The organism is Prolixibacter sp. SD074 (assembly GCF_009617895.1).
Taxonomy (GTDB): domain Bacteria; phylum Bacteroidota; class Bacteroidia; order Bacteroidales; family Prolixibacteraceae; genus Prolixibacter.
Genome location: NZ_BLAW01000001.1, coordinates 3,939,093 through 3,963,877 on the forward strand (window position 1 = coordinate 3,939,093; position 24,785 = coordinate 3,963,877).

At 45.5% G+C, this 24,785-nt stretch carries 23 protein-coding genes and 5 pseudogenes; 7 read left to right on the forward strand and 21 right to left on the reverse strand.

Annotation, left to right across the window (positions count from 1 at the left end):
- Positions 1-20: 20 nt before the first annotated feature.
- The 13 genes and pseudogenes from GJU82_RS16980 to GJU82_RS17040 all read right to left on the reverse strand — a co-directional run.
- Positions 21-821, reverse strand: a pseudogene (locus GJU82_RS16980) (NADH-ubiquinone oxidoreductase-F iron-sulfur binding region domain-containing protein); the annotation flags it as partial.
- A gap of 19 nt (positions 822-840) precedes the next feature.
- Positions 841-2,109 (reverse strand): transposase, encoded by a 1,269-nt coding sequence (locus GJU82_RS16985; protein ID WP_194830920.1) that lies wholly within the window; start codon positions 2,107-2,109, stop codon positions 841-843.
- Between the two features lie 119 nt (positions 2,110-2,228).
- A complete protein-coding gene (locus tag GJU82_RS16990; RefSeq protein WP_153633232.1) occupies positions 2,229-3,260 on the reverse strand; it encodes an NAD(P)H-dependent oxidoreductase subunit E in 1,032 nt (343 codons plus the stop codon).
- A gap of 29 nt (positions 3,261-3,289) precedes the next feature.
- Positions 3,290-3,679, reverse strand: a complete 390-nt coding sequence (locus tag GJU82_RS16995; protein ID WP_153633233.1) for a ferredoxin — start codon at positions 3,677-3,679, stop codon at positions 3,290-3,292.
- A gap of 7 nt (positions 3,680-3,686) precedes the next feature.
- A complete protein-coding gene (locus GJU82_RS17000; RefSeq protein WP_153633234.1) occupies positions 3,687-4,238 on the reverse strand; it encodes an ATP-binding protein in 552 nt (183 codons plus the stop codon).
- Positions 4,235-4,966 (reverse strand): PHP domain-containing protein, encoded by a 732-nt coding sequence (locus tag GJU82_RS17005; protein ID WP_153633235.1) that lies wholly within the window; start codon positions 4,964-4,966, stop codon positions 4,235-4,237. The genes GJU82_RS17000 and GJU82_RS17005 overlap by 4 nt, the downstream gene beginning before the upstream one ends.
- A gap of 3 nt (positions 4,967-4,969) precedes the next feature.
- On the reverse strand, positions 4,970-5,305 hold the full coding sequence (locus GJU82_RS17010; RefSeq protein WP_153633236.1) for a DRTGG domain-containing protein: 336 nt from the start codon (positions 5,303-5,305) through the stop codon (positions 4,970-4,972).
- An 82-nt stretch (positions 5,306-5,387) separates the two neighbouring features.
- Positions 5,388-6,797 carry a [Fe-Fe] hydrogenase large subunit C-terminal domain-containing protein gene (locus tag GJU82_RS17015; protein WP_153633237.1) on the reverse strand — a complete coding sequence of 470 codons (1,410 nt, stop codon included), beginning with the start codon at positions 6,795-6,797 and terminating at the stop codon, positions 5,388-5,390.
- Complete coding sequence (locus GJU82_RS17020; RefSeq protein ID WP_153633238.1) at positions 6,794-7,213, reverse strand: ATP-binding protein; 420 nt, start codon at positions 7,211-7,213, stop codon at positions 6,794-6,796. The genes GJU82_RS17015 and GJU82_RS17020 overlap by 4 nt, the downstream gene beginning before the upstream one ends.
- A complete protein-coding gene (locus GJU82_RS17025) occupies positions 7,213-7,557 on the reverse strand; it encodes a hypothetical protein (protein WP_153630294.1) in 345 nt (114 codons plus the stop codon). Before GJU82_RS17025 ends, GJU82_RS17020 begins: the two co-directional genes overlap by 1 nt.
- A gap of 203 nt (positions 7,558-7,760) precedes the next feature.
- Complete coding sequence (locus tag GJU82_RS17030; protein ID WP_153630295.1) at positions 7,761-8,774, reverse strand: dihydroorotate dehydrogenase-like protein; 1,014 nt, start codon at positions 8,772-8,774, stop codon at positions 7,761-7,763.
- 209 nt (positions 8,775-8,983) lie between these two features.
- Positions 8,984-11,262 (reverse strand): annotated as a pseudogene (locus tag GJU82_RS17035) (sodium-translocating pyrophosphatase).
- A gap of 510 nt (positions 11,263-11,772) precedes the next feature.
- Entirely contained in the window at positions 11,773-12,261 is a 489-nt protein-coding gene (locus tag GJU82_RS17040; protein WP_153630297.1) for an outer membrane protein, read from the reverse strand.
- A gap of 121 nt (positions 12,262-12,382) precedes the next feature.
- Here GJU82_RS17040 and GJU82_RS17045 point away from each other — a divergent pair, with 121 nt between their 5' ends.
- The 6 genes and pseudogenes from GJU82_RS17045 to GJU82_RS17070 all read left to right on the forward strand — a co-directional run bounded on the left by GJU82_RS17045 (position 12,383) and on the right by GJU82_RS17070 (position 18,335).
- Positions 12,383-12,859 (forward strand): low molecular weight protein-tyrosine-phosphatase, encoded by a 477-nt coding sequence (locus tag GJU82_RS17045; RefSeq protein WP_153630298.1) that lies wholly within the window; start codon positions 12,383-12,385, stop codon positions 12,857-12,859.
- Complete coding sequence (locus GJU82_RS17050) at positions 12,849-13,715, forward strand: fructosamine kinase family protein (protein ID WP_153630299.1); 867 nt, start codon at positions 12,849-12,851, stop codon at positions 13,713-13,715. Before GJU82_RS17045 ends, GJU82_RS17050 begins: the two co-directional genes overlap by 11 nt.
- 123 nt (positions 13,716-13,838) lie before the next feature.
- Entirely contained in the window at positions 13,839-14,756 is a 918-nt protein-coding gene (locus GJU82_RS17055; protein WP_153630300.1) for a DMT family transporter, read from the forward strand.
- The gene (locus GJU82_RS17060; protein ID WP_153630301.1) at positions 14,753-15,157 is read left to right on the forward strand and encodes a hypothetical protein; all 405 of its coding nucleotides are present in this window, start codon (positions 14,753-14,755) and stop codon (positions 15,155-15,157) included. Before GJU82_RS17055 ends, GJU82_RS17060 begins: the two co-directional genes overlap by 4 nt.
- 27 nt (positions 15,158-15,184) lie before the next feature.
- A pseudogene (locus GJU82_RS17065) lies at positions 15,185-15,505 on the forward strand (ABC transporter permease); the annotation flags it as partial.
- An 859-nt stretch (positions 15,506-16,364) separates the two neighbouring features.
- The gene (locus tag GJU82_RS17070; RefSeq protein WP_153630303.1) at positions 16,365-18,335 is read left to right on the forward strand and encodes a DUF3078 domain-containing protein; all 1,971 of its coding nucleotides are present in this window, start codon (positions 16,365-16,367) and stop codon (positions 18,333-18,335) included.
- A 94-nt stretch (positions 18,336-18,429) separates the two neighbouring features.
- Here GJU82_RS17070 and GJU82_RS17075 read toward each other — a convergent pair whose 3' ends face one another.
- The gene (locus tag GJU82_RS17075) at positions 18,430-19,251 is read right to left on the reverse strand and encodes a UbiA-like polyprenyltransferase (protein ID WP_153633239.1); all 822 of its coding nucleotides are present in this window, start codon (positions 19,249-19,251) and stop codon (positions 18,430-18,432) included.
- Positions 19,252-19,464: 213 nt separating this feature from the next.
- Between GJU82_RS17075 and GJU82_RS17080 the strand changes: the two are divergent.
- Positions 19,465-19,788, forward strand: a pseudogene (locus GJU82_RS17080) (SRPBCC domain-containing protein); the annotation flags it as partial.
- A gap of 15 nt (positions 19,789-19,803) precedes the next feature.
- Here the strand turns inward: GJU82_RS17080 and GJU82_RS17085 are convergent.
- The 7 genes and pseudogenes from GJU82_RS17085 to GJU82_RS17745 all read right to left on the reverse strand — a co-directional run.
- Entirely contained in the window at positions 19,804-20,436 is a 633-nt protein-coding gene (locus GJU82_RS17085) for a GNAT family N-acetyltransferase (protein ID WP_228488750.1), read from the reverse strand.
- Positions 20,411-20,851, reverse strand: coding sequence for an O-acetyl-ADP-ribose deacetylase (locus tag GJU82_RS17090; protein ID WP_153633240.1), 441 nt, complete (start codon positions 20,849-20,851; stop codon positions 20,411-20,413). Before GJU82_RS17090 ends, GJU82_RS17085 begins: the two co-directional genes overlap by 26 nt.
- 429 nt (positions 20,852-21,280) lie before the next feature.
- A pseudogene (locus GJU82_RS17590) lies at positions 21,281-21,877 on the reverse strand (hypothetical protein).
- A gap of 795 nt (positions 21,878-22,672) precedes the next feature.
- Positions 22,673-22,945 (reverse strand): EamA family transporter, encoded by a 273-nt coding sequence (locus GJU82_RS17105; protein WP_153633243.1) that lies wholly within the window; start codon positions 22,943-22,945, stop codon positions 22,673-22,675.
- 69 nt (positions 22,946-23,014) lie between these two features.
- Complete coding sequence (locus GJU82_RS17110) at positions 23,015-24,028, reverse strand: hypothetical protein (RefSeq protein WP_194831094.1); 1,014 nt, start codon at positions 24,026-24,028, stop codon at positions 23,015-23,017.
- The gene (locus tag GJU82_RS17740) at positions 23,989-24,483 is read right to left on the reverse strand and encodes a phenylalanine--tRNA ligase beta subunit-related protein (protein ID WP_194831095.1); all 495 of its coding nucleotides are present in this window, start codon (positions 24,481-24,483) and stop codon (positions 23,989-23,991) included. The genes GJU82_RS17110 and GJU82_RS17740 overlap by 40 nt, the downstream gene beginning before the upstream one ends.
- Positions 24,461-24,785, reverse strand: a 325-nt coding sequence (locus tag GJU82_RS17745) for a phenylalanine--tRNA ligase beta subunit-related protein (protein ID WP_255474006.1), incomplete at its 5' end; no start/stop codon positions are given. The genes GJU82_RS17740 and GJU82_RS17745, both read right to left, overlap by 23 nt.

A 24,785-nucleotide genomic window follows, 5' to 3' on the forward strand; every position in this document is an offset into this window, starting at 1 on the left:
ATGATTTACGGATTGGTCAATCAAGCCACCGAGATGGCTTCGAATTTACATTTCTCCATACAGGCACCACATTTGATGCACTTTTCCGGATCGATTTCATGCGGCTTTTTGCGTTCTCCTTCGATGGCGGCAACCGGGCAGATGCGCGAGCAAAGTGTACAACCGGTACATTTGTTCGGATCGATAACGTACTGCATCATGGCCTTACATTGGCCAGCCGGACAGCGTTTGTCTTCGACGTGCGCAAGGTACTCGTCCCAGAAGTTATCCATGGTTGATAAAATCGGGTTGGGAGAGGTTTGGCCCAGTCCACACAGAGAAGCGTCCTTTACCACGTTGCTGAGAAGTTTCAATCGGTTCAGATCTTCCTTTGTTCCATTTCCTTTGGAAATCTTATCCAGAATTTCCCACAACCGTTTGTTTCCGATACGGCATGGATTACATTTTCCGCACGATTCATCAAGTGTAAATTCGAGGTAGAATTTGGCGATGGAGACCATACAATCGTCTTCGTCCATCACAATCATACCACCTGACCCCATCATGGAGCCGGCTTCAGTCAGACTTTCATAGTCGATAGGAGTATCAAGGAAGTTTTTGGTCAAACAGCCACCCGAAGGACCTCCGGTTTGGACGGACTTGAACTCTTTTCCGTTTTTGATACCACCACCGATATCGTAAATCACCTCACGGAGCGTGGTTCCCATGGGTACTTCAATCAGTCCCACATTGTTGATTTTTCCTGCTAAGGCGAAAACCTTGGTACCTTTTGATTTTTCGGTGCCGATACTGCTGAACCATTTGGCTCCTTTATTAATAATAGTTGACCATCTCCCGTTTTTAGTTTTCAAAATTTAGTAAAAGGCTTAACTGTCCGTCATTAGGAGATGGATCTGATTGAGGAAGGAAAGCCCTTGGTGTCATATTGGCCAGCAATACTTTTATTATCGTGCTGATTTTGTAATAGATAAAATTGCGTAGTTCGTACATACGTTCTTTGTTTAGTGTTTTTACCCCACTTTCAAGCAACAGCCTTGTGTGCAGGGATGAAAGCGATGAGTATATGATGCTCATGGCTATTGTCAGTATTGCCAGCATGCTTTGTAAGCCTTCGAATGTTTTGATTTGTATGTCTTCCAGGTTGTAACATTCCTTGATATGTCGGTGGTACTCCTCTATTTTCCACCTAAAACCATAGGCTGTAAATGCTTCTTTGATTACTTCAACAATACTGTCTTTTGGAGAACGTGTCAGTAGCCAGCAATATCCGCCATTGGCCCTTTTGGTTACAACAAGCCAAAGATCATGCATCTTGCCCTTGATTTGATACTGGACCTTTATCGCCCCGCATTCATAGACCAACTGGCGCTTCTTGCTTTTCTGTATCCTTGTAGCCGTTAATTTCATGAACAACGGCACTTTCTGGCTTATTTTGTTCACTGCCATTTCTTCGCCTTTGTACATCAGCTTTGTGGTTTTCTTCAGGCGCAGGTTAAAGTTGCCTTCATTGGCAATAATGAAATCCCTGCAAATGGGACGGTCCATTCCCCGGTCGAATATTGTTGTGACATCTTTGTTAATGATTGCCCCTACTTCGCCCATTGCTTCAAGAACCTCCTTGTTTTCACTTTTTGCGCCATGGTCAAAACTGTAAAGCTTATTGTACAGGGGAGTCATTTCCTGGTCTTTGCTAAAGTGGACAACATTCATCAGCCAATACCCAAGGCCAATGGTTCCTTTATCGCCATCTTTCACATAGTCCAGCCCATCCATCATCTTGGCATATTTCTTTTGGATATCAGAGCCATCGAACAGGATGTAGTCCCCATGACAGATTTTGCTTTTTACACTGTTCATATGTCCCCGGAATAACTTCATGAAAAAATCTTTCTTGTTATAATGGTTCCTAAAGCGCTTGGTCGTCTGGCTCAACGAGATCGTATCGCAAATGCCTGTGGCTATCTTATTGACCAATACTGTACCTGTCTTGAGTATCCCGGTGGTCATTTCCCTGATACATCGGGCTTCCGGTTTTGTTAATTGACCCTCAAGCTTAAGAAAATAGCGACTGATCTTGTTCTGTACCTGTTTTGTTAATACTTTTGACATGAGCTGGTTTTTAGAGATTATTTGCTTTTGTTTGCACAATAAAAATAACCTTTTTAAACCAGCTTTCCTCATATATAAACATCTTTAAACCCCTGATATGACTGGATTGTAGGGCTTGATCAATCCATTTTTCGGGAGATGGTCAATTTATTAATAATAGGAGGGATGTTTGCATAGGTCTCCACGTTGTTTACGTTGGTCGGTTTGCCGAGATATCCTTTTTCTGCCGGGAACGGCGGTTTGAAGGTCGGTTCGCCTCGTTTTCCTTCCATGGAGTGTATGAGGGCGGTTTCTTCACCACAAACAAATGCTCCGGCTCCGTAACGAAGTTCGATATCGAAATTAAAACCGGTATTCAGGATATTTTCGCCAAGCAGTCCGTAATTTAGTGCCTGATCCAATGCAATCTTCAGGCGTTTGATGGCCAGCGGATATTCGGCGCGGATGTAAACCAGACCTTTATCGGCACCAATGCAGTAGCCGCAAATGGCCATCGCTTCGATAACTGAATGTGGATCGCCTTCGAGAATGGAACGGTCCATGAAAGCGCCGGGGTCACCTTCGTCTGCGTTACAAACCACATATTTCTGGCCTGGGTCACTTTTGCGGGTTAGCTCCCATTTCGTCCCGGTAGGGAACCCGGCACCACCACGCCCGCGCAGTCCTGATTTTTTAATCTCTTTAATCACCTGTTCCGGCGTCATTTCGCCGAGGCAGGTAGCTATGGCGGCATAACCGTCGCGGGCCAGGTATTCGTCGATGTTCTCGGGATTGATAAAGCCACAATTCCGGAGGGCGATTCGGACCTGCTTTTTATAGAAATCCATGTGCTTGGAATCGGGCACTTTTTTCCCGCTTTCGGGAGCCACGTAAAGTAAGTGTTCTACTTTTCGTCCTTTAATAACGTGTTCCTCGATAATTTCCCGGGCATCGGCAGCCTGTACCTGAACATAGAAGGTATTGTCGGGCAGTATTTTTACCACCGGGCCTTTTTCACAAAATCCGAAACAACCGGTGGAAACGACCTGGATCTCTTTTTCGAGGCCTTTATCCGCGAGAAGCGAGACCAGCTCATCGTAAAGGGTGGCGCCTTCGGATGAGCGGCAGCCTGTTCCGCCACATACCAGGATGTTCATTCTGTAATCTGTCATAACAAGGTTTTTGGAAAAGCGATTAACGTTTAAATTGATTGATGATTGATCGGAATAATGCCGTCGATTAATTCGTGATTTACGACATATTTGTCGATAATTTCCCGGGCGCGTGCTTCTTTCACTTCGCCAAACACCATGGGTTCTTTCCCCGGAAGGGTAACTTCCACTGTCGGTTCGGCGTAGCAATAACCCATACATCCGGTTTGCGTAACGACAGCATCGACCCCCCGTTGATCGAGTTGCTCAATCAGCACGCGCATGGTTTCGCGGGCGCCGGAAGCGATTCCGCAGGTTGCCATGGCTACCTTGATGCGCACGAGATCCTCTGATTTGTCGCTGTTTTCGCGAAGCTTCATCCGGGTTTGCACCTCTTCACGTAATTTACGCAGCTCTTCTAACGATTTGATTTTGCTCATAATTGATCTATTGGTTATAATCCTGAATGGTTTTCAGGTTTTCTCTAATATGATTGATTAAGAATTCTCTTACTTTGTTATTGGTTATCGGAACATCTTCCAGTATCTGTTTTACTTCGTCCGTATCGATGTTAAATTCCCCTTTGTCGGTGAGATAATTAAATTTGAATCGGATGGTTGGATTGGAGGCAAACAGTTGGACAAGCGTTTCAGCAATGTCGCCTAATGGTTGGCGATCGATATGGTTATTTACCAGCACCGCCTCTACCCGGCAACCGTTTCCTACCGATGAACTGAGTACCAGTTTTCCGCCGGTTTGCTTTGCATTTTGTTTTAGGAGAGGGAGTCCGAGTCCTACTTTTCGCGTCGTGCGTGATGTGTAGAATGGATCAAGTGCTTTATCCATCTCTTCCGGCGCCATTCCTTTCCCGTTGTCACAGATGAGAATCCGGAACTCATTTTTTTGCGCATAGTCCTCAATGGTGATTTCGATTCGGGTCGATTGGGCACGAATCGAGTTCTGGACGATATCGAGAATATGTAGCGAGAGCTCCTTCATTCTTGCTGTTTTTGCTTACTTTTCAAATAAGACTGAATGGCCTCAAATGAATTTTCCTCCAGTTCGAACGTAGTGGTGGCTCGTCCGATATCTTTCGGGTAGTGTGCATCCGATGAATGGAGAAAATATTTTCCACACAATTCAGGTAGTTTTTGGCAAATTTCTGATTCCGATATCCGATACGAAATTTCCAACGCGTCGCATTGCAAATTTTCAGGGATGAATCCCAACCGGTCGAGAATGCCGCTGTATGGGCGATCGATATGGGCCGGAATAAACAGGCCGTTTAGCTTATGAACAACTTCTTCAACTTCGCTGATACCGGCATGAAGAGCAGAAATAAGCAAACGGTCTTCGGTGTAAACAATGTGTTCTTTTTCATCCACGACCACCTGGTCGCCGAAAATGACTACATCGTTCTCCTCATCGGGCAAACGAGCATCGAGGAATTTCTGAAAAGCCCGGGTTGCCTCATCATCGCCGAAAAGGCAAAGGCAATGCACTTCTTCTCGTGTATTTACTTCGGCGCCGGTCAATACTGTAATCCCGGCTTCCTGTCCCAGCTTTTTTATTAATCCGGCCTGTCGTGTCGAGTTATGGTCGGCTACCGCGATGATGTCAATCTTTTTTTCCTTTGCTTCACAGATAATCCGGGCCGGACTCATGTTCAGACTTCCGCAAGGCGAAAGAAGAGAATGAATATGCAGGTCGGCCCGGTAGGATTTCATGGCTCAGGAATTTAAAAGTTGAAACAATTTTCCGGCGATTTCGAACGTGCTCAGTTTTGTTCCGAGTACCGGAATATTTTCTTCATTGGCTTTCGCCAGCGTATCTTTTTCCGGCAGGTTTCCATTGACCAGAATAACAGCAGCCAAATCTTTCAACGATGCAATGGCCACTACATTCAAATGGGTTTGCAGTGTCATCCAGGCCATTCCTTCCGTGGCGTTGCCCATGGCATCGCTCAGCAGGTCGGAAACGTATCCATCGGTTACTTCCCGACTAAGTCCTTTCTCTCCACCAAAGATTTTTAGTCCGAGGGCTTGTTGTACATCTTTTACGTTCATTCTATCCAGGTTATTTTTGGTTTGATTCCTTCTTTCTGCGGCATCCTGTCGCATCAGCTCATATCTTACTCTGCAATAAAAACTAGTACAAGTCGGCATCTTCTTCGTTCATTGGCCCAGGGCCGTTATCATTCTTCGCACCGTGTTTCGAGCAATCCACGTCGAAACGATTTGCTCCCCATTTTTTCTCCAAATTACGGAAAGCTTTATCAGCTGATATTTTCCCTTCCTTTTGCCACAACTGCTGGACGTAAATGCAGTCGGTCATCCGGGCTTCGTGCCGGACCATATCTTCGGCCAGTGCCAAACAGGATGGGGCACCACAGGCGCCGCAATCGATTCCCGGCAGGTGGCACATGATGGAACGGGCCTTTTGCATTTTTTCGAAAGCCTTTTCTATATTGGTATCCAAATGAACCATTGGCCGAGGCTGAACCGGGGTAATGCGAATTTTCTCGGCAAGCTCTTCCATTCCGGTAAATGATTGCGCTTTGGGGAATGTTTTGGCACGTTTGTGCTGACGGTCGGCCGTAAGGAAACGGTTCCCGGTCATCATGATACCGCCGGCACAACCTTCTTCACATGCCCGGAGTTCCAGAAAATCGATATCGGGGAGCTCACCATCTTCCAGCCGTTCCAGAATCCGGATGACATTGTGCATCCCATCAACCGAGAGGGACTTACCTTCGAAAGCAGCTTTTTCTCCTTCCGGAAGACTCCAGAGAATCCCTTCGCGGGAGATCTCATTGCGGCAATCGCAGGAGTGAAAAGCACCATTCGCGCCTGTTGCTTTAGACATTACCCGGTTGTAAATTTCGCTCATGTTGATAATGCCGTCAACAATCGATTTTTTCTCACCCACGGGACTTTTCACTGCTGCAATTTTGGCGGCACAGGGTGTGATATAGAAAATGCCGGCATCTGAGGGATCGATACCTTCTTCTGCCAATCGCATTCTCACATACCAGGCCGCCAAATCATGTGGTGCATTGCGCAAAACCAGATGCTCAGTTAGCGCCGGGTATTTCACCTGAATCAGGCGGACTGTTGCCGGACAGAATGAGGAAATGATGGGACTTTCGTTGTCGTATTCATTCTGTGCAAAATCTTTGATGGAATCGATGAGTACCGAGATGGGCTGCTCCACTTCGCAAATGTGGGTAAACCCAATTTGCTTCAGGACACCATATATCTGTTCTTCCGAAATATTTTCAGGAAACTGGCTTACCAAAACGGCCGGGAAGAGCGCTACGCGGTATTTGTAGTCGAATATGCGCGAAAGGTCATCCTGTTCCACGTAAAATGCCTGGTATGGACAAGCCCGGTGACACTCGCCGCAATCGACGCACCGCCCCGGAATGATGGTTGCCTTCCCGTTCCGAATCCGTATGGCTTCGGTGGGGCACACCTGCAAACAATGCGTGCACGCCCGGCATTTATCCGGGTCGATTTTAATGGCGTGGTGTAGTTCTGGTTGGTTCGAATGATTCATGGTTCGGCAAAATAGTTCGTAATGTACACCGTGGTCCCTTCGCCGACCTGACTTTCAATATGCAGCTTATCTGCGTTTTTTTTGATGTTTGGTAATCCCATTCCGGCGCCGAATCCCATGGCGCGCACTTCCTCGGAAGCTGTCGAAAAACCTTCCTGCATGGCCCGGGAGATATCCTGAATACCCGGTCCTTTGTCACGCAGCCTGATTTCCACTTTGTCGTGATGCAGGTCAACGCTGATGGCACCCTGCTGGGCATGGGCCACAATATTCACCTCTGCTTCATACAAAGCAACCACAATGCGTCGGATAACCATTGGCGGAACCCCCAATTGTTTTAGCATCTTTTTCACTTCGCTGGATGCTGCCCCTGCTTTGGCAAAGTTGCCTCCTTCCACCTGAAAATTCAGTTTCATCAGTACACCGGTTTTAAACCTGCATTATATAATAGGCCGGAAGTCCGAAAGAGTGAGTACCCGGTAGTAATGAGTACGATATCATTCTGACTGGCTAGTTTTATCATATCCGAGGTGATTTTTTTATTCCTGACAAACAGGATAAATTCGATATCCGCCATTTCGGCTGTGCGGATGGTCTGGGGATTTGTGAGACCGGTCATCAACAGCAATTTTTCGATGTTAATGGTCAAAACATCACTCATTAAATCCGAGCTGAAGCCATACTTGACGGTTCGCCTGAGTTTCTCTTCTCCGCAGATGACTCTGCCGTTAACTATCTCAACGATATGGGCAAGCTCCATAGTTGGCTTTTAAGGTTTGGTTTTCCTGCGGTAAAAATAGGAAAGAGGAATTCGTTAATACATGATTTTGATAAACTTTTACATGCTAATACACTGATTTTAATCAGTTCTAAACAAGGGGGTGGGTGCAGGAAAAATGAATCGAAGGAAGGTAAAGGAGGGGGAATAAAAAACCCGGCGTGTGCCGGGTTAAAATTGGTGGATTAAATCATTGGATATTTTTTTATTATCTCAGTCGAATTCATGAGAATGTCGACATATTGAGCCCGCTTATAAGCGTATGGTTCCTTCAGGTTTTTCATGGCCAGCTTTCCACGGAACTCATCTACGGTTTTATAGCCTTTTTCGTCCATCCATTGTTCGAGGGTATCAAGCATTTTGGTTACGTATCCGGCTTTGTTCCGGAATATGGTACTAACCACCTGTACCGTTGTGGCACCTGCCAATAACATTTTAATAAGGTCTTTTCCATCGGAAATCCCGCGGCTGGCACAAATATCGCCTTTAATTTGTCCGTAGAGCAGGCCGGCGAAACGTAGGGTAACCTGATAATCTTTTTCGTGGGTCAGATCGAAGGGGTAATAGAACTCTTCGGTCTCAATATTAATTTCCGGCTGGAAGAAACGGTTGAAAAGAACCACGGCATCGGTTTTGGCTTTATCCAACTGCTGCACAAAGTTTAATGGATTGCTGTAGAACGAGGAAATCTTCACGCTAACCGGAATTTTCACCGCTTTTTTAACCTTTCTCAGGATGGACAACTGGTGTTCTTCAATGCTTGCACCGGTCTTCTCTAACTCAACCGGAACACTGTAAAAGTTTAGTTCCACACCAGCGACACCTGTTTCTTCCAGTTGTTTGGCATATTCTATCCACGTCGAATCGTAAATGGCGTTTAGGCTGGCAAAAACAGGGACATCAATGGCATCTACTGTTTTCTTTAACTGGTAAAGGTGTTCTTTGGCGCCTGCATGTTTGATGTTCGGAAAAATATCGACCATTTCGGCATTCCTTTCATCATATTCCCCGAGCATGTCATCCAACTGGGCTTCTTCGAGATGAATCTGTTCTTCGAAGAGTGAGCGGTAAACAATGGCGCCGACTCCGGCCCGTTCAATTTTTTTTACCGTTTCGAGCTTATCAACAATGCTGCTGGCTCCAAGAATGATGGGGTTTTTCAGTTGCACCCCCATGTACGTTGTTTTGAGATCCGCCATGTTTTATTTAATTTAGTATTATTTATATGTAACAAGTTAAATCTTCAATTCGTTCAACGCGGGTTGGTTGGCACCGTTGTTTTTTAGTCGTTTTTAATAAATGATTGATGGGGTTCATTTCTCCTTAGAAAGTTATAGAATAATTGCATTTTAACAAAAAAAGAGGTGACCATTTCGGCCACCTCCTTTTAACTATCTTCTAAATTGGATTAGAATATGTGATAAGCAACTGTAACACCAGCCATGACAATGGACGCCATCGTCATCAATTTTATCAGAATATTCAATGACGGACCGGAAGTATCCTTGAACGGATCACCAACCGTATCGCCAACAACTCCGGCTTTATGGGCATCACTGCCTTTTCCGCCATAGTTACCTTTTTCGATGTACTTTTTCGCGTTATCCCAAGCACCACCTGCATTATTCAACATACTGGCCAATGTAAAACCGGTAGTCAGTCCACCGGCTAAAAGACCGATAACTCCGGCTACTCCAAATATGAGTCCAACAGCTACGGGTACAAAAATAGCCAGTAGTGAGGGCAGAATCATCTCTCGTTGTGCTCCTTTTGTCGAGATTTCAACGCAGCGGGCATAATCCGGCTTTCCTGTTCCTTCCATAATACCCGGAATTTCGCGGAATTGACGACGTACTTCGTCGACCATAGCTCCGGCAGAACGACCAACGGCCTTCATGGTCATAGCGCTGAAAACAAATGCCATCATGGCTCCAATGAACAATCCACCTAAAAGAAGAGGATTGAACAGCGTTAGACTATAAGCATCCACAAAATCCTGGATATTGGCTGTGGCTATTGCAACAGCTTTTTTCCCGGCAGTAACAACGGGAGCGTGATCGTTATAAAACAATACGTTACCAACTTCTTTGAAACCATCACCGGCCAGTTTTCCCAGCCATAGTTTGATTTCTTCCATATAGGCTACTAATAGGGCCAATGCTGTCAGTGCAGCTGAACCAATGGCGAAGCCTTTACCGGTAGCGGCAGTTGTATTTCCAAGCATATCCAGTGCATCGGTCCGTTGCCGGACTTCAGGAGCCAGTTTCGCCATTTCGGCGTTTCCACCAGCGTTATCGGCAATGGGGCCAAACGCATCAGTGGCAAGGGTGATTCCCAGGGTTGAGAGCATACCCACTGCAGCAAACCCGATACCGTAAACACCGGTGGCAAAGTCATGGAATCCACCGCTAAAACCGTAGGCTGCAATAATCCCCAGCACAATGGTTAACACTGGAATCCATGTGGAAAACATCCCGACAGCCATTCCTTCGATGATGGTAGTTGCTGGTCCCTGCAGACCTTGTTTCGCAATACCTTTGGTTGGTTTATACTCGTCGGATGTGAAGTATTCGGTTCCCTGGCCAATAATAACACCAGCCAACAGGCCGGCTACGACCGAGCCGAAAACTCCCCAACTTATCCAGTCAAATTGAGCCATTAACGCCAGTACGACAAGAATCATAGCAGAGCTACCTCCTGTTCCCAGCAGTAAAGCATTTAGAAGGTTCTTTTGTGTCGCTGATTCTTTTGCTCTTACCAGGAAGATTCCGGCTACGGAGAGAATAATTCCCACTGCAGCAACAATCATCGGGGCAATAACAGCTTTGGTCTGGTCAGCTCCGGTCAGGCCGGGGAGGGCAGCGCCCAGTGCAGCTGTTGCCAGAATGGAGCCGCAATACGATTCGTACAGGTCAGCTCCCATACCGGCAACATCACCTACATTATCACCCACGTTATCAGCAATGGTAGCCGGGTTGCGAGGATCGTCTTCCGGAATGCCGGCTTCCACTTTACCAACCAGGTCAGCGCCCACGTCGGCTGCCTTGGTGAAAATACCTCCCCCACACGGGCAAACAATGCCTGGGTTGAAGCCCCCATGCCAAAGGTCAGCATGGTAGCAGTAATTTCAATTAGTTTTTCATGTTCACTGGTTCCTGCTTGGACAAATGTCAGGCCTATCCAGGAAACGCCTTCCTGCATGTGTGCAGTAGTGTAAACCAAATTATCGAGGATAAAGTACCAGATAGAAATGTCGAGGAGGCCAAAACCGACTACGACAAGGCCCATCACAGCTCCGCTACGGAAGGCGATTTTTAATCCCTTATTCAGCGACTCAGAAACTCCGTGGGCTGTCCGGGCAGAGGCATAAGTTGCCGTCCGCATTCCCAGAAAACCGGACAGTCCGGAGAAAAATCCTCCTGTCAGGAAAGCTACCGGGACGAACGGGTTTTGAACCCCAAGGTAAGCAAGTATCCCAAGCAGGATCACCAGCACAATGAAAACCTTAGCTACCACCGTGTATTGTCGGGCGAGATAAGCCATGGCCCCTTCACGCACATGTTGGGCAATTTCAATCATTTTAGGAGTCCCTTCCGGGTTGGACATCATGTTCTTAAAGAATATCCAGGCAAATAAAAGGGCAAATAGAGAGGCGGCTGGAATCAGCCAGAAAACGGAATGAATCATAACAGACGCTTTATTTATTATTGGTTTGATCAGGGCAAAATCTCCCTGTATTGATTTTTTGATTATTTGAAACGAAATGGCAGGTTAGGCCAATAAATTCTTTCCAGTTTCGGAATAAAAATAGGTATTATGAAGAAATAAGGATGTTTTATAATTATGTTGTGGAGCAGATTTATCGATTTCGTTTACGGTAACGGATACTTTTTACTGTTTTACAGCAGGTTTTGGAATTGACCGATTAACCGAAAAATCTTTGTGTTGGAAAACGGCCTTTCCCCGCCATCTTCCCGGCAGGTAAACCGATTCGCACCCAACTTTTAAATATGGATTTGTCAATTTGAAGATGAATCAGCGCTTGGATTTACCCCTCCTCCCGATGTACGTCGCGGATAGGGGTAAATAACTTAAGCTGTACTTACAATCTGATAGTCCTGAAAATGCTCTTTGGACTTTTCGGACACCCTCAACATTTGTGTGGATGATATTATCTCTGCAATAGCAAAGATGGGATTAAAAACAGTAACGAACCGAAAGTGCCAGATCGAGGTTGAGGTTGTCTCCTTGCGGATTGATGAATCCCAGTTGAGGACGGGTATCGATGGCCACCTGCAGCGGAATTTCAAAGTTGTATTCAATTCCGGCTGTTCCGGCAATAGTCAGGAATAACCCGCTGTCGCCGTAGTCGGTATAATTAGTCCGGTAACTCCATGAACCAATTCCGGCACCTGCACCGGCATACCAATTGAAACCGCCATCGATGTGCCAAACCCATTGGTGAACACCGGTAAGAGCCCAGCTATTCCAGCTGTTTCCGGAACGAACGCCCAGATCCGCTTCCAATCGGGTCATTGGGGTGAGGGTGTATTGGTAACTGATTTCGGTTCCAAAGTTTGCGTTATTGCCTAAGCGTAAGCCCAATGCATGTTGGTGATTAATCTGTGCATTGGCAAAGCCGAATGTGCCGGCGATAAGCAAAATCGATAAGAAAATTTTCTTCATGGCCATGATTTTTTCGGCAGCAAAATTAAGGCATTTTTGGAAACAAGAAACAGAGAAGACAACTCATCCCGGTTGCGAGGCCTGAAAAAACTTGCGATATTCGGGTTGAAATTTAATTTGTATGAAGAAGCAGATCCTATTTGTTTGTTTGGGAAATATTTGCCGGTCACCCAGTGCCGAGGCAGTGATGAATGCTTACATTGAAAAGGGAAATCTGGAAAATGAAATCGCTTGCGATTCGGCGGGCATTATGGGTTACCACGAAGGCGAACCGGCTGACCAACGAATGCAATCGCATGCTATCAGACGTGGCTACAATCTGGCCAGCATTTCGCGACCAGTGAATCCGGACGTAGATTTTGATCGATTCGATATGATTATCGGTATGGATGATCAGAATATCCGCGATCTGCAATCGTTGGCGCGAAATGAATCCGATCGAAAGAAAATATACAAAATGACCGACTTCCTTGAGGAGTTTGGCTACACATCGGTCCCCGATCCGTATTACGGCGGGGAAGAAGGATTTGAATTGGTTTTGGATCTGCTTGAAGATGCTTGCAATGGTTTACTAAAGCACATTCAGTATGGGAAGTGAACAGGATATAATTACACGAATTGAAGCCTGTACCGGCGAAAAAATTATTCGGACACAATCCATCGGCGGAGGGTGCATTGCCAATGCCCGGCGGATTACTACCGGGGCTGGCCGTTCATTTTTCATGAAGTCTGGTTTCCATAATTCCATGTTTCGAAACGAAGCTAACGGTTTAAAAGAGCTGGCTAAAGCAAATGCCATTCGTGTTCCTAAAGTTTTGTTACAAGAAGATGATTTTCTTTTGCTGGAATTTATCCCGCAAGGTGGAAGAAAAAGAAATTTCTTCGAGGATTTTGGCCGGCGATTTGCCCGGATGCACCGTTACCAGGCTGAACAGTTTGGTTTTTATGAAGACAATTTCATTGGAGCTACGCCCCAAGTAAATATCCCGGTAGGAGATGAGGCAACCAATTGGACTTCATTTTATATGAATAAGCGCTTGCTGTTTCAATTTCAGTTAGCTGAACGTAACGGCTATGCTGATGAAAAACTACGCTCCGGTTTCCGCAAGCTGGAAGAAAAGATTGAAGATATCCTAGAGGGAAGTGAAGAACCTCCAACCTTGTTACACGGCGATTTATGGAGTGGAAACTACATGAGCGATGAAAATGGTGAGCCGGTTATCATTGATCCGGCGGTGTATTATGGTCACCGTGAAGCTGATTTGGCCATGACAAAACTGTTTGGCGGTTTTTCATCTGAGTTTTATTCGGCTTACCGCGAAGAAAATCCATTGCCTGATGGCTATGAATACCGCGAGAATATTTACCTGCTCTATCACGTGATGAACCATCTAAACCTTTTTGGAAGCAGTTACTATGGTCAAGCAGTTCGGTTGCTCCGGAGTTATTTATAAAAACTTGGCTTCATTGGGTTCATGAAATTATGATGAATCATTTTCCTGGTAATAATTGTTTCTTTGGCTGATAAGAATTTTAGGCATAGTTTTGCACCTCTTTTAACAATTGATACCTGATTCATGCGGACCAAACTCAGCAGTACGATTTTCCTGGCCATTTTAGCTTGCCTGTTATGGGCATCGGCTTTTGTCGGAATCAAAATTGGCTTACCCTATACGACGCCCCTTCAGTTTGCCGGAATCCGGTTCTTCATCTCCGGCTTGATTATTCTACCGTTTTGCTCCCAACGGAGGGATTATTTCCGCATTATTCTGAAAAACTGGAAGGTGGTATTCATTATAACGCTGCTGCAGACCTTTGTGCATTACTCTCTGTTTTACACCGGAATTTCAATGGTTCCGGGAGCACTTGGCGCTATCGTAGTAGGTTCGGGGCCTGTGTTTGTCGCCGTTGTGGCTCATTTTACTATGCCCGATGACAAAATGAGTTTGAAAAAGGCAGGCGTTATTCTGCTGGGATTGACCGGTGTGGTTTTGGTTAGCCTGGAAAAGGGCAGCCTTTCCGGAGAAGGGAAGCTGATACTGGTCGGCATTGCGTTATTGGTACTGACCAATATTAATTCCGGTTTTACCAATATTATTGTAGCCAAGGATAAAGACAAAGTGCCGCCGCTGGTGCTCAGTTCGGCCAGTATGATTGTAGGCGGTGTAATGCTTTTCCTGTTTTCCATTCCCATTGAAGGGCTTCATTTTTCGGCCAAGCCTTTCGAATATTATGCCGCGTTGGCATGGCTCAGTTTTCTTTCGGCCGCTGCTTTCTCCATCTGGTTTACACTTTTAAAACGTCCGGGTGTAAAAGTTTCGGATCTAAACATGTGGAAATTCATTATCCCGGTTTTTGGAGCCATTTTCGCCTGGATTTTACTGCCTGATGAGCATCCCGATGTTCTTTCCATTGCCGGAATGATTATCACGGGCAGTTCCCTTTTACTTCTCAATTATCTGAACCGAAAAAAAAATCATTCGGTAAAAATTTGATTTTTAAGGAAGAAGGCCCTCTGCTGGATAAGATTGATCGTATTGTTGACCGGTATGTTACCGTAATTGGCGGCAATCCGTTTTTGCCTCAGTTCTTAATTGGCGAAATTAATCGCGATCCGGAGAAATTTGTAAGAATTCTCCAGAATAGTGGAATCGACCCAAATTTTTTGCAAAGAGTAATCGACAAAGAAGTCGAAGCCGGAAATATCAATCCGATTCAAGCCGCAGATTTGATTCCCAACCTGATTGGGATGATTATCATGCCTTTTGCTGCACGGCCGTTGTTTCAGACAATTTTTTTTCAGGGTGACAGGGAGAAATATGATGAATATCTGAATAAAAGGCGCAAGATGGTCAGTGCTTTCATCAAACAGGCGCTAACCAGGAATCCAGCGTAAGCAACCGGCCAAACTCTAACGGTCACCGTCTTTTTACTTGGCGTGATGGGACTGGGATTATTGATATCGGTGGTTTCTGATACACAACAACAGGTATTTTTTGTAAGTTACTTCTTCCTGCTCGTCTTTATTCTGATGAGCGGCCTGTTCACGCCGGTGGGAAGTATGCCGAAATGGGCTCAGTGGCTCGATCACCTGAATCCGTTGTATTACATGATGAAAGTTATCCGTAATGTGGTACTGAAAGGCTCCGGGTTCTTTGACCTGAAATATGAATTCCTTTCCATGTTAGGATACGGCGTCGTCATGTTCTCCCTGGCGGTGATGCGTTACCGGAAAACAGCATAAAAGTTAACACCTTCATATGTTTCGGACTCCCTTCGTCGCCATAAAGCCTGAAGGGTTGATATGGTTCCAACCCCGGGTTAGATTGTCCATGCCAACCGTAGGCGCACATTTCGCCAATCAACAAAGAACGTCCGTTGTAGCGCTTCCAGGGATGACATCCTTAAGGCCACTGATGAAGTTTTTGTGGGCGATGCCATTAACAAGTGCTAAAATCTCCACTTTTTGCCAGCAAAGCAATTAGTAAATGCTTAAACGCCCTCTTTATTGCCAGCGGAGCAATTAGTAAATGCTTAAACCTTCACTTTTTGGCTAGAGAAGCAATTAACAAATGCCTAAACCTTCACTTTTTAACCAGCGAAGCAATTAACAAATGCTTAAGCCTTCACTTTTCTTCAGCGAAGCCATTCGACAACTTGAAAACCCTCCTTTCGGTTCGGCAAGCTGTGGGACGACTCCCAAGGCGTGGTTTAAGAGGGTGTCCGAAAATTCCAAAGAGCATTTTCAAAACTATCAAATTGTAAATACAGTTTAATTTGTTCACCCCGACCCCGAATTCTCGAGGACTAAAGGGGGACTTTAAGCCGCCCCTTTAGTGGAGTCCCGATGTCCATCCGAGGGGTAAAACAGAAGGCCGGTTACCGTTTGTAAGTTTCAAATTTTGCAGTGATACTTTTCGGACACCCTCATTTTTGTATATAATAATTCAAAATGATAACTATTATGAACGTTTTATTTGGTTTTAGCAATAAAATGGCACGAAAATGGATGTACATAAAGTTCGAAGGAATGATTTTAAATCTTTTTATAAATCTGCTTTGAATAACTATTTTTGTGTTGAACCAAACCAGGGGAAGTAATTATGTCAAGAATATTTCCGGTCTTGATGCTGGCATGTATCGCGATGTTGGCCGGTCCTGCATGGGCTAATACACAAGGTTCTGCTTCTGTGAAAAAGGATCAACATCGTGACCAGCTGGAAAATCCGAAGGATACGTTAGCGTGGAGTGTGAATTATCTGAACCGGATCATGTATTCGGGAAATGAGTGGTACCTTACCGATCGTACATATCAGAAGGCCATTAAAGGTGTATTAAATTATGCCGAAAATCAGCCCATCGATACATCGGTGGTCGAAATGCAAAAGCTATTATCCGATTATGGCGTAGTTTTTATCTACGATCGGCGGCCTCAGGATATTCGTCATCCGGAAAATGTTCCCGGTTATATTACTTCCAATCAAGTCGACGATCAGGTCAAATCGTTGAAGAAACAATGGGCGGATAGCCTAAAAAACAGTATGATTGAAGTCCCCGAGTCGCTTCTTGAAAATATAGAGAAGGAAGTTCGACTGATTCCGGCAATGGATCCACAGCGATTGCTGAGTGACTCATTGGAACAAATGCCGGCAGCCTTTCGGCGTTGCCTCAAGCAACATTTTGCCAGCCTTGGTGCTGCCGATTCAATTTCACCGGCGGCCTTTGATTCTATTCGTATCAGCGTCGTTGAGTCGTGCCGGTTGCGGTATAACGGTTCGGTTTTAACCAGCTACCGCGATTCGGTTATTGCACAATACCGTTCGGGGTATATTCAGCAGTTTATTGATTCAGCAGCTCAGGCCTACCGGGAAAAAGTGGAACAAAGTAATTACGACAAGTTATCTTATTACAATGATGGAGCAGTAGCATCGGCGAATGATTCACTTCGTATGGCGCTTCGGTACCTGACAAAATATGCAGCAGCCGATTCGGTGAAACTAAGTTTTACAAACCTTGCCGGCGAGAAGAAGTCGATGTGGACAGCAAACCGGCCTATGCCACCCATTCGGTTTTACCTGAAGAATGTACAGAACGATTCGTTGGGGGTTATCGTGAATAATAGCGGAAAGGGGAAGGTGAACATCATCATTGATGATGGAGTGCAAATCCAACGCTTTACAACCACAGACCGGCGGGAAATAAAAATCAAGCGGGAAGAACCTGGAGACAACTTGCTGGCTATGAACACTATTACACCGAAGTTGTCGCCCTGGGAAATGGGCGGTGACGGCACGTTGGGCTTCACACAAACAACGTTGAAAAACTGGGCCAAGGGAGGTGAAAGTTCGCTGGCTGCATTGGGCGTTGCCAAGTACCATGTCAATTATTCAAAGAAGAAGATTAAATGGGAAAATGATCTGGAACTCCGTTACGGGATGAACCGGACCGATACGAAGGGCTTGCAGAAAAACGACGATAAGATTGAATTCCAATCCCGTCTGGGATATTCAGCATTCAATCGTTGGTATTATTCTGGCGATTTCGATTTTAAAACACAGATGACGCGGGGATATTCCGATCCCGATCACCAGAAACCTATATCGGCCTTCATGGCTCCGGGATACGTAACGTTCTCAATTGGTCTGGATTACAAACCCAACGCCGATTTCTCGTTGTTTATTTCTCCGCTTACGTCCAAAACAACATATATGAATGATACTGCACTGATCGACCCGACAAACTATGGACTAAAAGCCGGACAAAAGAAGTTGTGGGAACCGGGTTTCATTGTAAAAACAACTTTCAAGAAGGACATTATTGAGAATATTCACTATGAAACAGCAGGGCAGATATTTGTCAACTACCGTTACCCGTTTACCAAGTTCAATTTCGATTGGGAGCAAACACTGGTCCTGAAGGTGACCCGTTCCATCAATACCCGGATTATGACGCACCTGATTTACGATGATAATACCAAATTCCCGGTATATGATAATGCCGGAAACCAAATCGGCAAAAAGCCCAAATGGCAGTTTCAGGAGCTTTTTACTGTCGGGTTTACGTACGAGTTTTAAGCAAACAATTCATGATAGCAGGCCGGGCATTTCGCGAATTTCGGAGCGGTTCGTTTGATTCTGTTGAAGTACTTTAAGTGTGTCGCCACTATAATTAAATGTAAAGTGAGGTAATCACAAAAACGGCGAAGATAACACTGGCCACACCGTTGGTGGTTCCAAAAGCCAGTCCCACTTTACTCAGGTCGTCGTGTTTCACAATGCTTTGCTGATAAGTAAGCAATCCAACGAAAATGGCAGCCCCTGTCCAATACAACCAGTTGGCATGCAAATCAATACCGGCCCATACTACCATGATGGCTGCCAGTACATGAATGAATGCTGAGAACCTTAATGCTTTCTTCACGCCAAGTAAAACCGGAACACTGTTCAACCCTTTTTCACGGTCGAACACTACATCCTGCGAAGCATAAATGATATCGAAACCGCTGACCCAGAAAAAAACAATAAACGAGAAAAGGATGGGAACCAATGCGAATTTTCCGGTTACGGCCAGATAGGCGCCAATGGGGGCCAATGCCAGTCCGGCGCTCAATACAAAATGGCAAAGCGGCGTGACGCGCTTCATGTAACTGTACCCCATCACTACGATCAGGGCAATTGGCGACAGGAAAAATACCAGCTGGTTGATAAACCATGTGGTGGCAATAAACAGAATGGCATTGATGGTAACAAATACAGCAGCATTGCGAGGCCTAACGATACCGGCAGGAATTTCACGTTTGGCTGTGCGTGGATTTTCCGCATCAATTTCACGATCGAGATACCGGTTGAAGCCCATGGCGGTGTTCCGGGCAAAAACCATGCAAAGCAAAACAGCGATCAACTCTTCCCAGCGAAAAACAGATGTTGTTTGGGTAATGGCCAGCGTAAAGCCGATAAGCGCAAAGGCAAGGCAAAAATAGTGTGTTCGAATTTTACGAGGTTGGCGTAATTACGTATTTTCGTTATCATAATATAAACATCGCTTAGTAATCGATGGACAAAAATAGAAAGTTTGCGCTATATTGAGCCTGATAAATTACTTACACCGGATATTCTCGTTATTTTTGGCCGGTATAAGACCGCTAAAAGAAGTTCCCGATGAAAGAATTGAAGAAGTATTTTAAGCTGAAAGCCTGCCGATGTATACAATGCATTGGTTAATCCGGTTATGCTTGAGATTTGGACGGGTGAACCGGCTGTTATGAGTACCGAACCGGGCTCGCGCTTTAGCTTGTGGGATGGAGCCATTTCGGGTGAGAATGTGGAATTTGAGCAGGACATGCGCATCGTACAGAAATGGCATTTTGGAGAAGATGAGGATTCGGTTGTCACCATTAAACTGCATCCCGATAAGGGGGGAACAAGTATGGAAGTTCACCAGACCAACATTCCTGAGGGAGCCTTCGATAATATGAAAAGCGGTTGGGAAGAAGATTATTATGGAAGTCTGGCCGAATTGTTTATGTAAGCCGGTTTCCCGGAATTAGTTCAGTGGAAGTCGCATCTTGTAGTCATCCATGATGAAGCCGTTGCCAATGTCGGCGACGGTTGGCCCGAGATTGAGGAATCCCATCTTTTCGTAGGCGGCAATGCTGTTCGAGTTAAACTTATTCACCGTAAGGGAAATACCCTTCAATCCCCTTTCACGGGCATATTGACGGATGAAATCCAGCGCTTGCTTTCCGTAGCCTTTTCCACGCTGTGAGCGGTGTACGTAGTATTTGCTCAGAAATAACTCCTGTTCCCTGATTTGCATTCCCACATAACCAACGACTTTCGCTTCAGCAAAAATCAGAAAATAAATATAACTTTCGTTTTCAATTTGATTGGAAATGGCCGGAACCGATTGGTATTTGGCTACCATGTAATCGACTTGTTCCTGCCCGATGATGGGGACATAATGTTCGTTCCAGATTTCTTCTGCCAGCCGGGCAACCGTTTCGATTGCACCGGGGCTGGCTACCGGTTTCATGGTGATTTTCATGGAGGCCAAAATAGCAAAAAGAGATAAAAGATGGTTGGATTGATTAATGTAAACTTCCTGGTAAAGTGAAAAATTTTCATCGTCGAAACAGCAGAAAATAATTTCATCAGGTAAAAGAGAATTTTCTACCAAACTGTTTCACTTCGGCCACAGCAATGCGGGCTGCTTCCCCTTTCGGGAAATGATAAACGCCCGTGCTGATGTTGGGGAACGCGATGGATTTCAATTTGTGCTCAGCTGCAATTTCCAGGCTGCGCCGGTAACATGAGGCGAGTAATTCCCGCTCTTTGTAACTACCTCCCGACCAAACCGGACCAACGGTATGAATGACATGCTTAGCCGGTAAGCGATAACCTTTCGTGATTTTTGCATCGCCCGTGGCACATCCGTTTAATGTACGGCATTCATCAAGCAGTTCCGGACCGGCAGCCCGGTGAATGGCTCCGTCAACGCCACCGCCACCCAACAATGAATTATTGGCAGCATTCACAATCGCATCAACTTTCAATTGTGTGATGTCTCCTTTGATAACCCGAATATTTGTCATGCGATATTCCCTTTTTTGTTTCTAAACGAAGTTACAAAAATCGGAACAGTCAACCGGGGGAAATGTTATTTAGAAGTCTTGTCTGCTTGTTTTTGCAGCTTACGTACCCGAATAGCGAAGGCGTTCTCTGCATTGGTTACCAGGATTTGATCGATTTCATCTTTGGTAAAAACCTGTTTTTGTAAAGCAAGATCATTAAGGTATCGAAATGGTAGAATAATCTCTGAAGTCTCCACCATTAGGTTCTCGGGGTGAATACCAGCCAGCATCCTGCGATATCAGTACACGGTCAAGCCGTCTTGCCGCTTTAAAGTATTTGAGCAGATCCAGCATCCGACTGACCATTTTATACTCGGGAGTTAGATTGTCAAAAGCGACCCAGGTTCCCATGTCGGCAAGCTGTAAGGATTTTATCCATCTTAGGCTCAATCATGGCGTGTGTCCAGATAAAGCAGACGGGGCAACGCCGTATTCATTCAAAATTTTTAACTGCGAAAATGCCGGTCCCGCCAAACCGGTGTGCGACATAATGGTCAATCCGGTGGCCAGGTGCGTAATACAAGCCGCCTTCACCAATTTAACGTCTACCTTGGTCATGGGCACGTTGACACCAATTTTAATAAATCCGGGTTTGATGCCGGTATTCCCGATACCGTTTTTCGCCTCGTCAATCCATTGTGCGGCAATTTCTTCGGCACTCAAATCAAAGGCTTCCTGAGGTAAATATTTGTAATTCCCCGCAGCATACCAGCCGGTATTGGTGATGAGATTCATGCCGGTTTTTTTCCGATAGCCTCTTTTAATAATTCAGGGTCACCGGCCTAAAAACTGAGGAGTTCCATCGACAAACGTATTTACGTTGTATTGTTTTAGCGCCTCAAGGTAGGGAAGGACCCGTTTCACCACTTCTTCACGATTGTACCGATCGGGACTGATACGGTCGGCCCCGATAAAATCAACCAATATGTGTTCATGCGAAAGCGTAACACCCATTTGAGAAGCAGGGATTTCGCCGGTCACGGTCATTACCTTCGAATCATCATGTTGACAGGAAAAAAGGAAATACCGGGCATGAGTGCGAGCATGACCCGGTTTCGTTTGGCAAAGCTAAGATTCATAAGTTCGTTTTGTTTAGGTTGGCAAAAAATATAAAAAATTAGCCCAGCTAAACTTCACAAATTGCCATCAATCTTTTTTACGCTTTCGCTTGACCAACCAATACGGCTCCGGTAAGCACAAGAATGGCAGCCGATAACCTTGGCGGAGAAATGTTTTCGGGAGGAATCCAGGAAACGTGTCGTTCCGATAAAATAGCCATGGTATAAGGTAATGACGGGATTCATGCAACAATAATGCTGATCTTATTCGCTTCGATATATTTGAAGGCGGCCCAAGCGTTCCATAAGCGATTAGTGTATTGGCAGCAAGGAAAACAAAAAGAATCCACCAACCGGGCGTGGAGGGTTGCCAGGTGAATCGAAGTTTGCTGCCGGCATGAAAAGAAGCGCCGGTAAACCATAGATAAACATGTTCATTGTCTGGGCATGGTGAGTTTTGCACCAGCTTTTTCTGAAAAACAGCATAGATGCTCCAGGCAACCGCACCCGAAACAATCCAGAGTACACCCGGTATTGAAATCAGCTTCCTTACCCAGCATGGTAATTAGTTGCTGACGGTAGAAAGTAAAAACCTACTGACGCGACAACAAAAACCGATGATTTGCCTTCGGGAGAGTTTTTCCTTGTAGATAATGATAACCGGCGACTGCAAGCAAAACGGGGCCCAGCTGATGATAACCTGCGCATTTCCCGGCGAGTGTAACTAACTCCCTGCATAAACCCAAGATAGTTCCATCCAAGGGCAAGAGCTGCGACCACCAGAATAAAAGGCGGTTTGATAAGAATGCGCAACATTTCCCGTTTCCGGAACAGAAAGAAGGAGAAACAATGCCAGAAACGCGACGGTAAAACGAAACCAGACAATGGTGTACGAGTCAACCATGGTTGAGGCTACTTTCAGGGCAATGGCCAGAAATCCCCATAAGAAGGCGGTTGTCATGGCCAGTAAAACACCTTTGGTTGTGTTGGGTGTCATCAGCGTTTGAATCAAGAAGGGGCCATCCCGAACATCCCGAATTGGCCCGAATTATTTTAATCATGATGTTTATCGTAATTGAGCATTCAGTTCGCGTTCGAACGCGCTCAATAACTTCTTCATCACTTTGTCAATCTGCTTGTCTTTTAACGTTTTTTCCTCATCGCGCAGGAAGAAACTTACTGCGTATGACTTCTTTCCTTCCGGAATATTTTTCCCTTCGTAAACGTCAAAAATGCTAACATTGCGCAGCAGTTTTCGTTCTGTTTTGTATGCAATTTCTTTTACACTGCCGAATTTTACATCCTTGTTGAGTAACAGCGCGAGGTCGCGTCGTACTTCCGGATATTTGGGCAGCGGCGTATAAGAAACACCATCTTTATCCAAAAGCTTCAGGATGGCCGTCCAGTTTAAATCACCATAGAAGACATCGGCTTCCACATCAGTCAATTTCTTGACCTTCGAACTTACATAGCCGATTTGTGCCACCAACTGATTGTTGAATTTGTATTCCAAACCGGAAGAGAGCAAGTCTGAATCAACGGTGTCAACCTGAGACTGCAATACATCCAGGCCTAATCGGGTTAAAATATTTTCCACGAAGGCTTTCAACGTGAAGAAAGTGGTCGGGCGGCTTTGCGTAGTCCAGTTTTCCGATTCATTTTTGCCGGTAATCCACAAGCCAATATGCTCTTCTTCGGCAAAATTCTTCACCGGTTTGTTGGGCGACTTATTCCCTTTAAAAGTGTATACATTCCCGAATTCATACAGTTTCAAATCCGGATTCCGGTAGTTGGTATTCCGGGCAACGGCTTCCATCCCGCCAAAAATCAATGTTTGGCGCATGCCGTTCAGATCCGAACTTAGCGGATTGTAAAGCTGAACCGTATGGTCGGCTTTGAAACTGTCAAGTTCTTCATAATAACCGACTTTGGTCAGCGAATTCGACATGATCTCATTGAATCCGTTTGCCGTCAGCATTTCCGAAAGCAAATTCTGAAGTTTTACCTTATCGGGAAACTCAGCATGCTGAATCGTTGATTTCACGGCTCCGTCCGGTTCCACATTGTTGTAGCCGTACACCGCAAAACTTCTTCGATAATATCGGCTTCCCGGCGCACGTCCACGCGGTACGGCGGAACAAGCAAATCGAGATTATCCGGCGTGTTTGCTAGAATTTTTATCTCCAGCGCAGTGAGGATGCTTTTTACGGTTTCAGCCGGAATCTCTTTCCCGATAAGGCGGTTGATATGACGGTACGATACCGTTACCGGGAAATATTCCATAACAGATTGGTCGGCTACCACATCCACTATGTCAGAAGAGATGGTTCCGCCGGCCAGTTCTTTAATTAACAACGCTGCCCGTTTCAGTGCATAAATAACATTGTTCGGGTCGACACCCCGCTCGAAACGGAACGAAGCATCGGTATTCAGTCCGTGACGACGGGCCGTTTTCCGAATATAAACCGGATTGAAGTAAGCACTTTCCAGGAAGATGGCCGTGGTTGAATCTTTAACACCTGATTTTGATACCACCGAAAACACCACCAATACACATGCCTTCCGATTCGTTGCAAATCATCAGGTCGTTGGCATCGAGTTCGCGTTCCTCTTCGTCGAGCGTAACAAATTTGGTCCCGGCAGTAAGTGTTTTGACAATGACTTTGTTGCCGGCAATTTCAGCGGCATCGAAAGCATGCAAAGGCTGGCCGGTTTCAAATAATACATAGTTGGTAATATCGACAATATTATTGATGGGATTCAACCCAATCAGGCGCAACCTGTTCTGAAGCCATTCGGGTGATTGCTTTACGGTAATACCGGAAACGGTTACACCG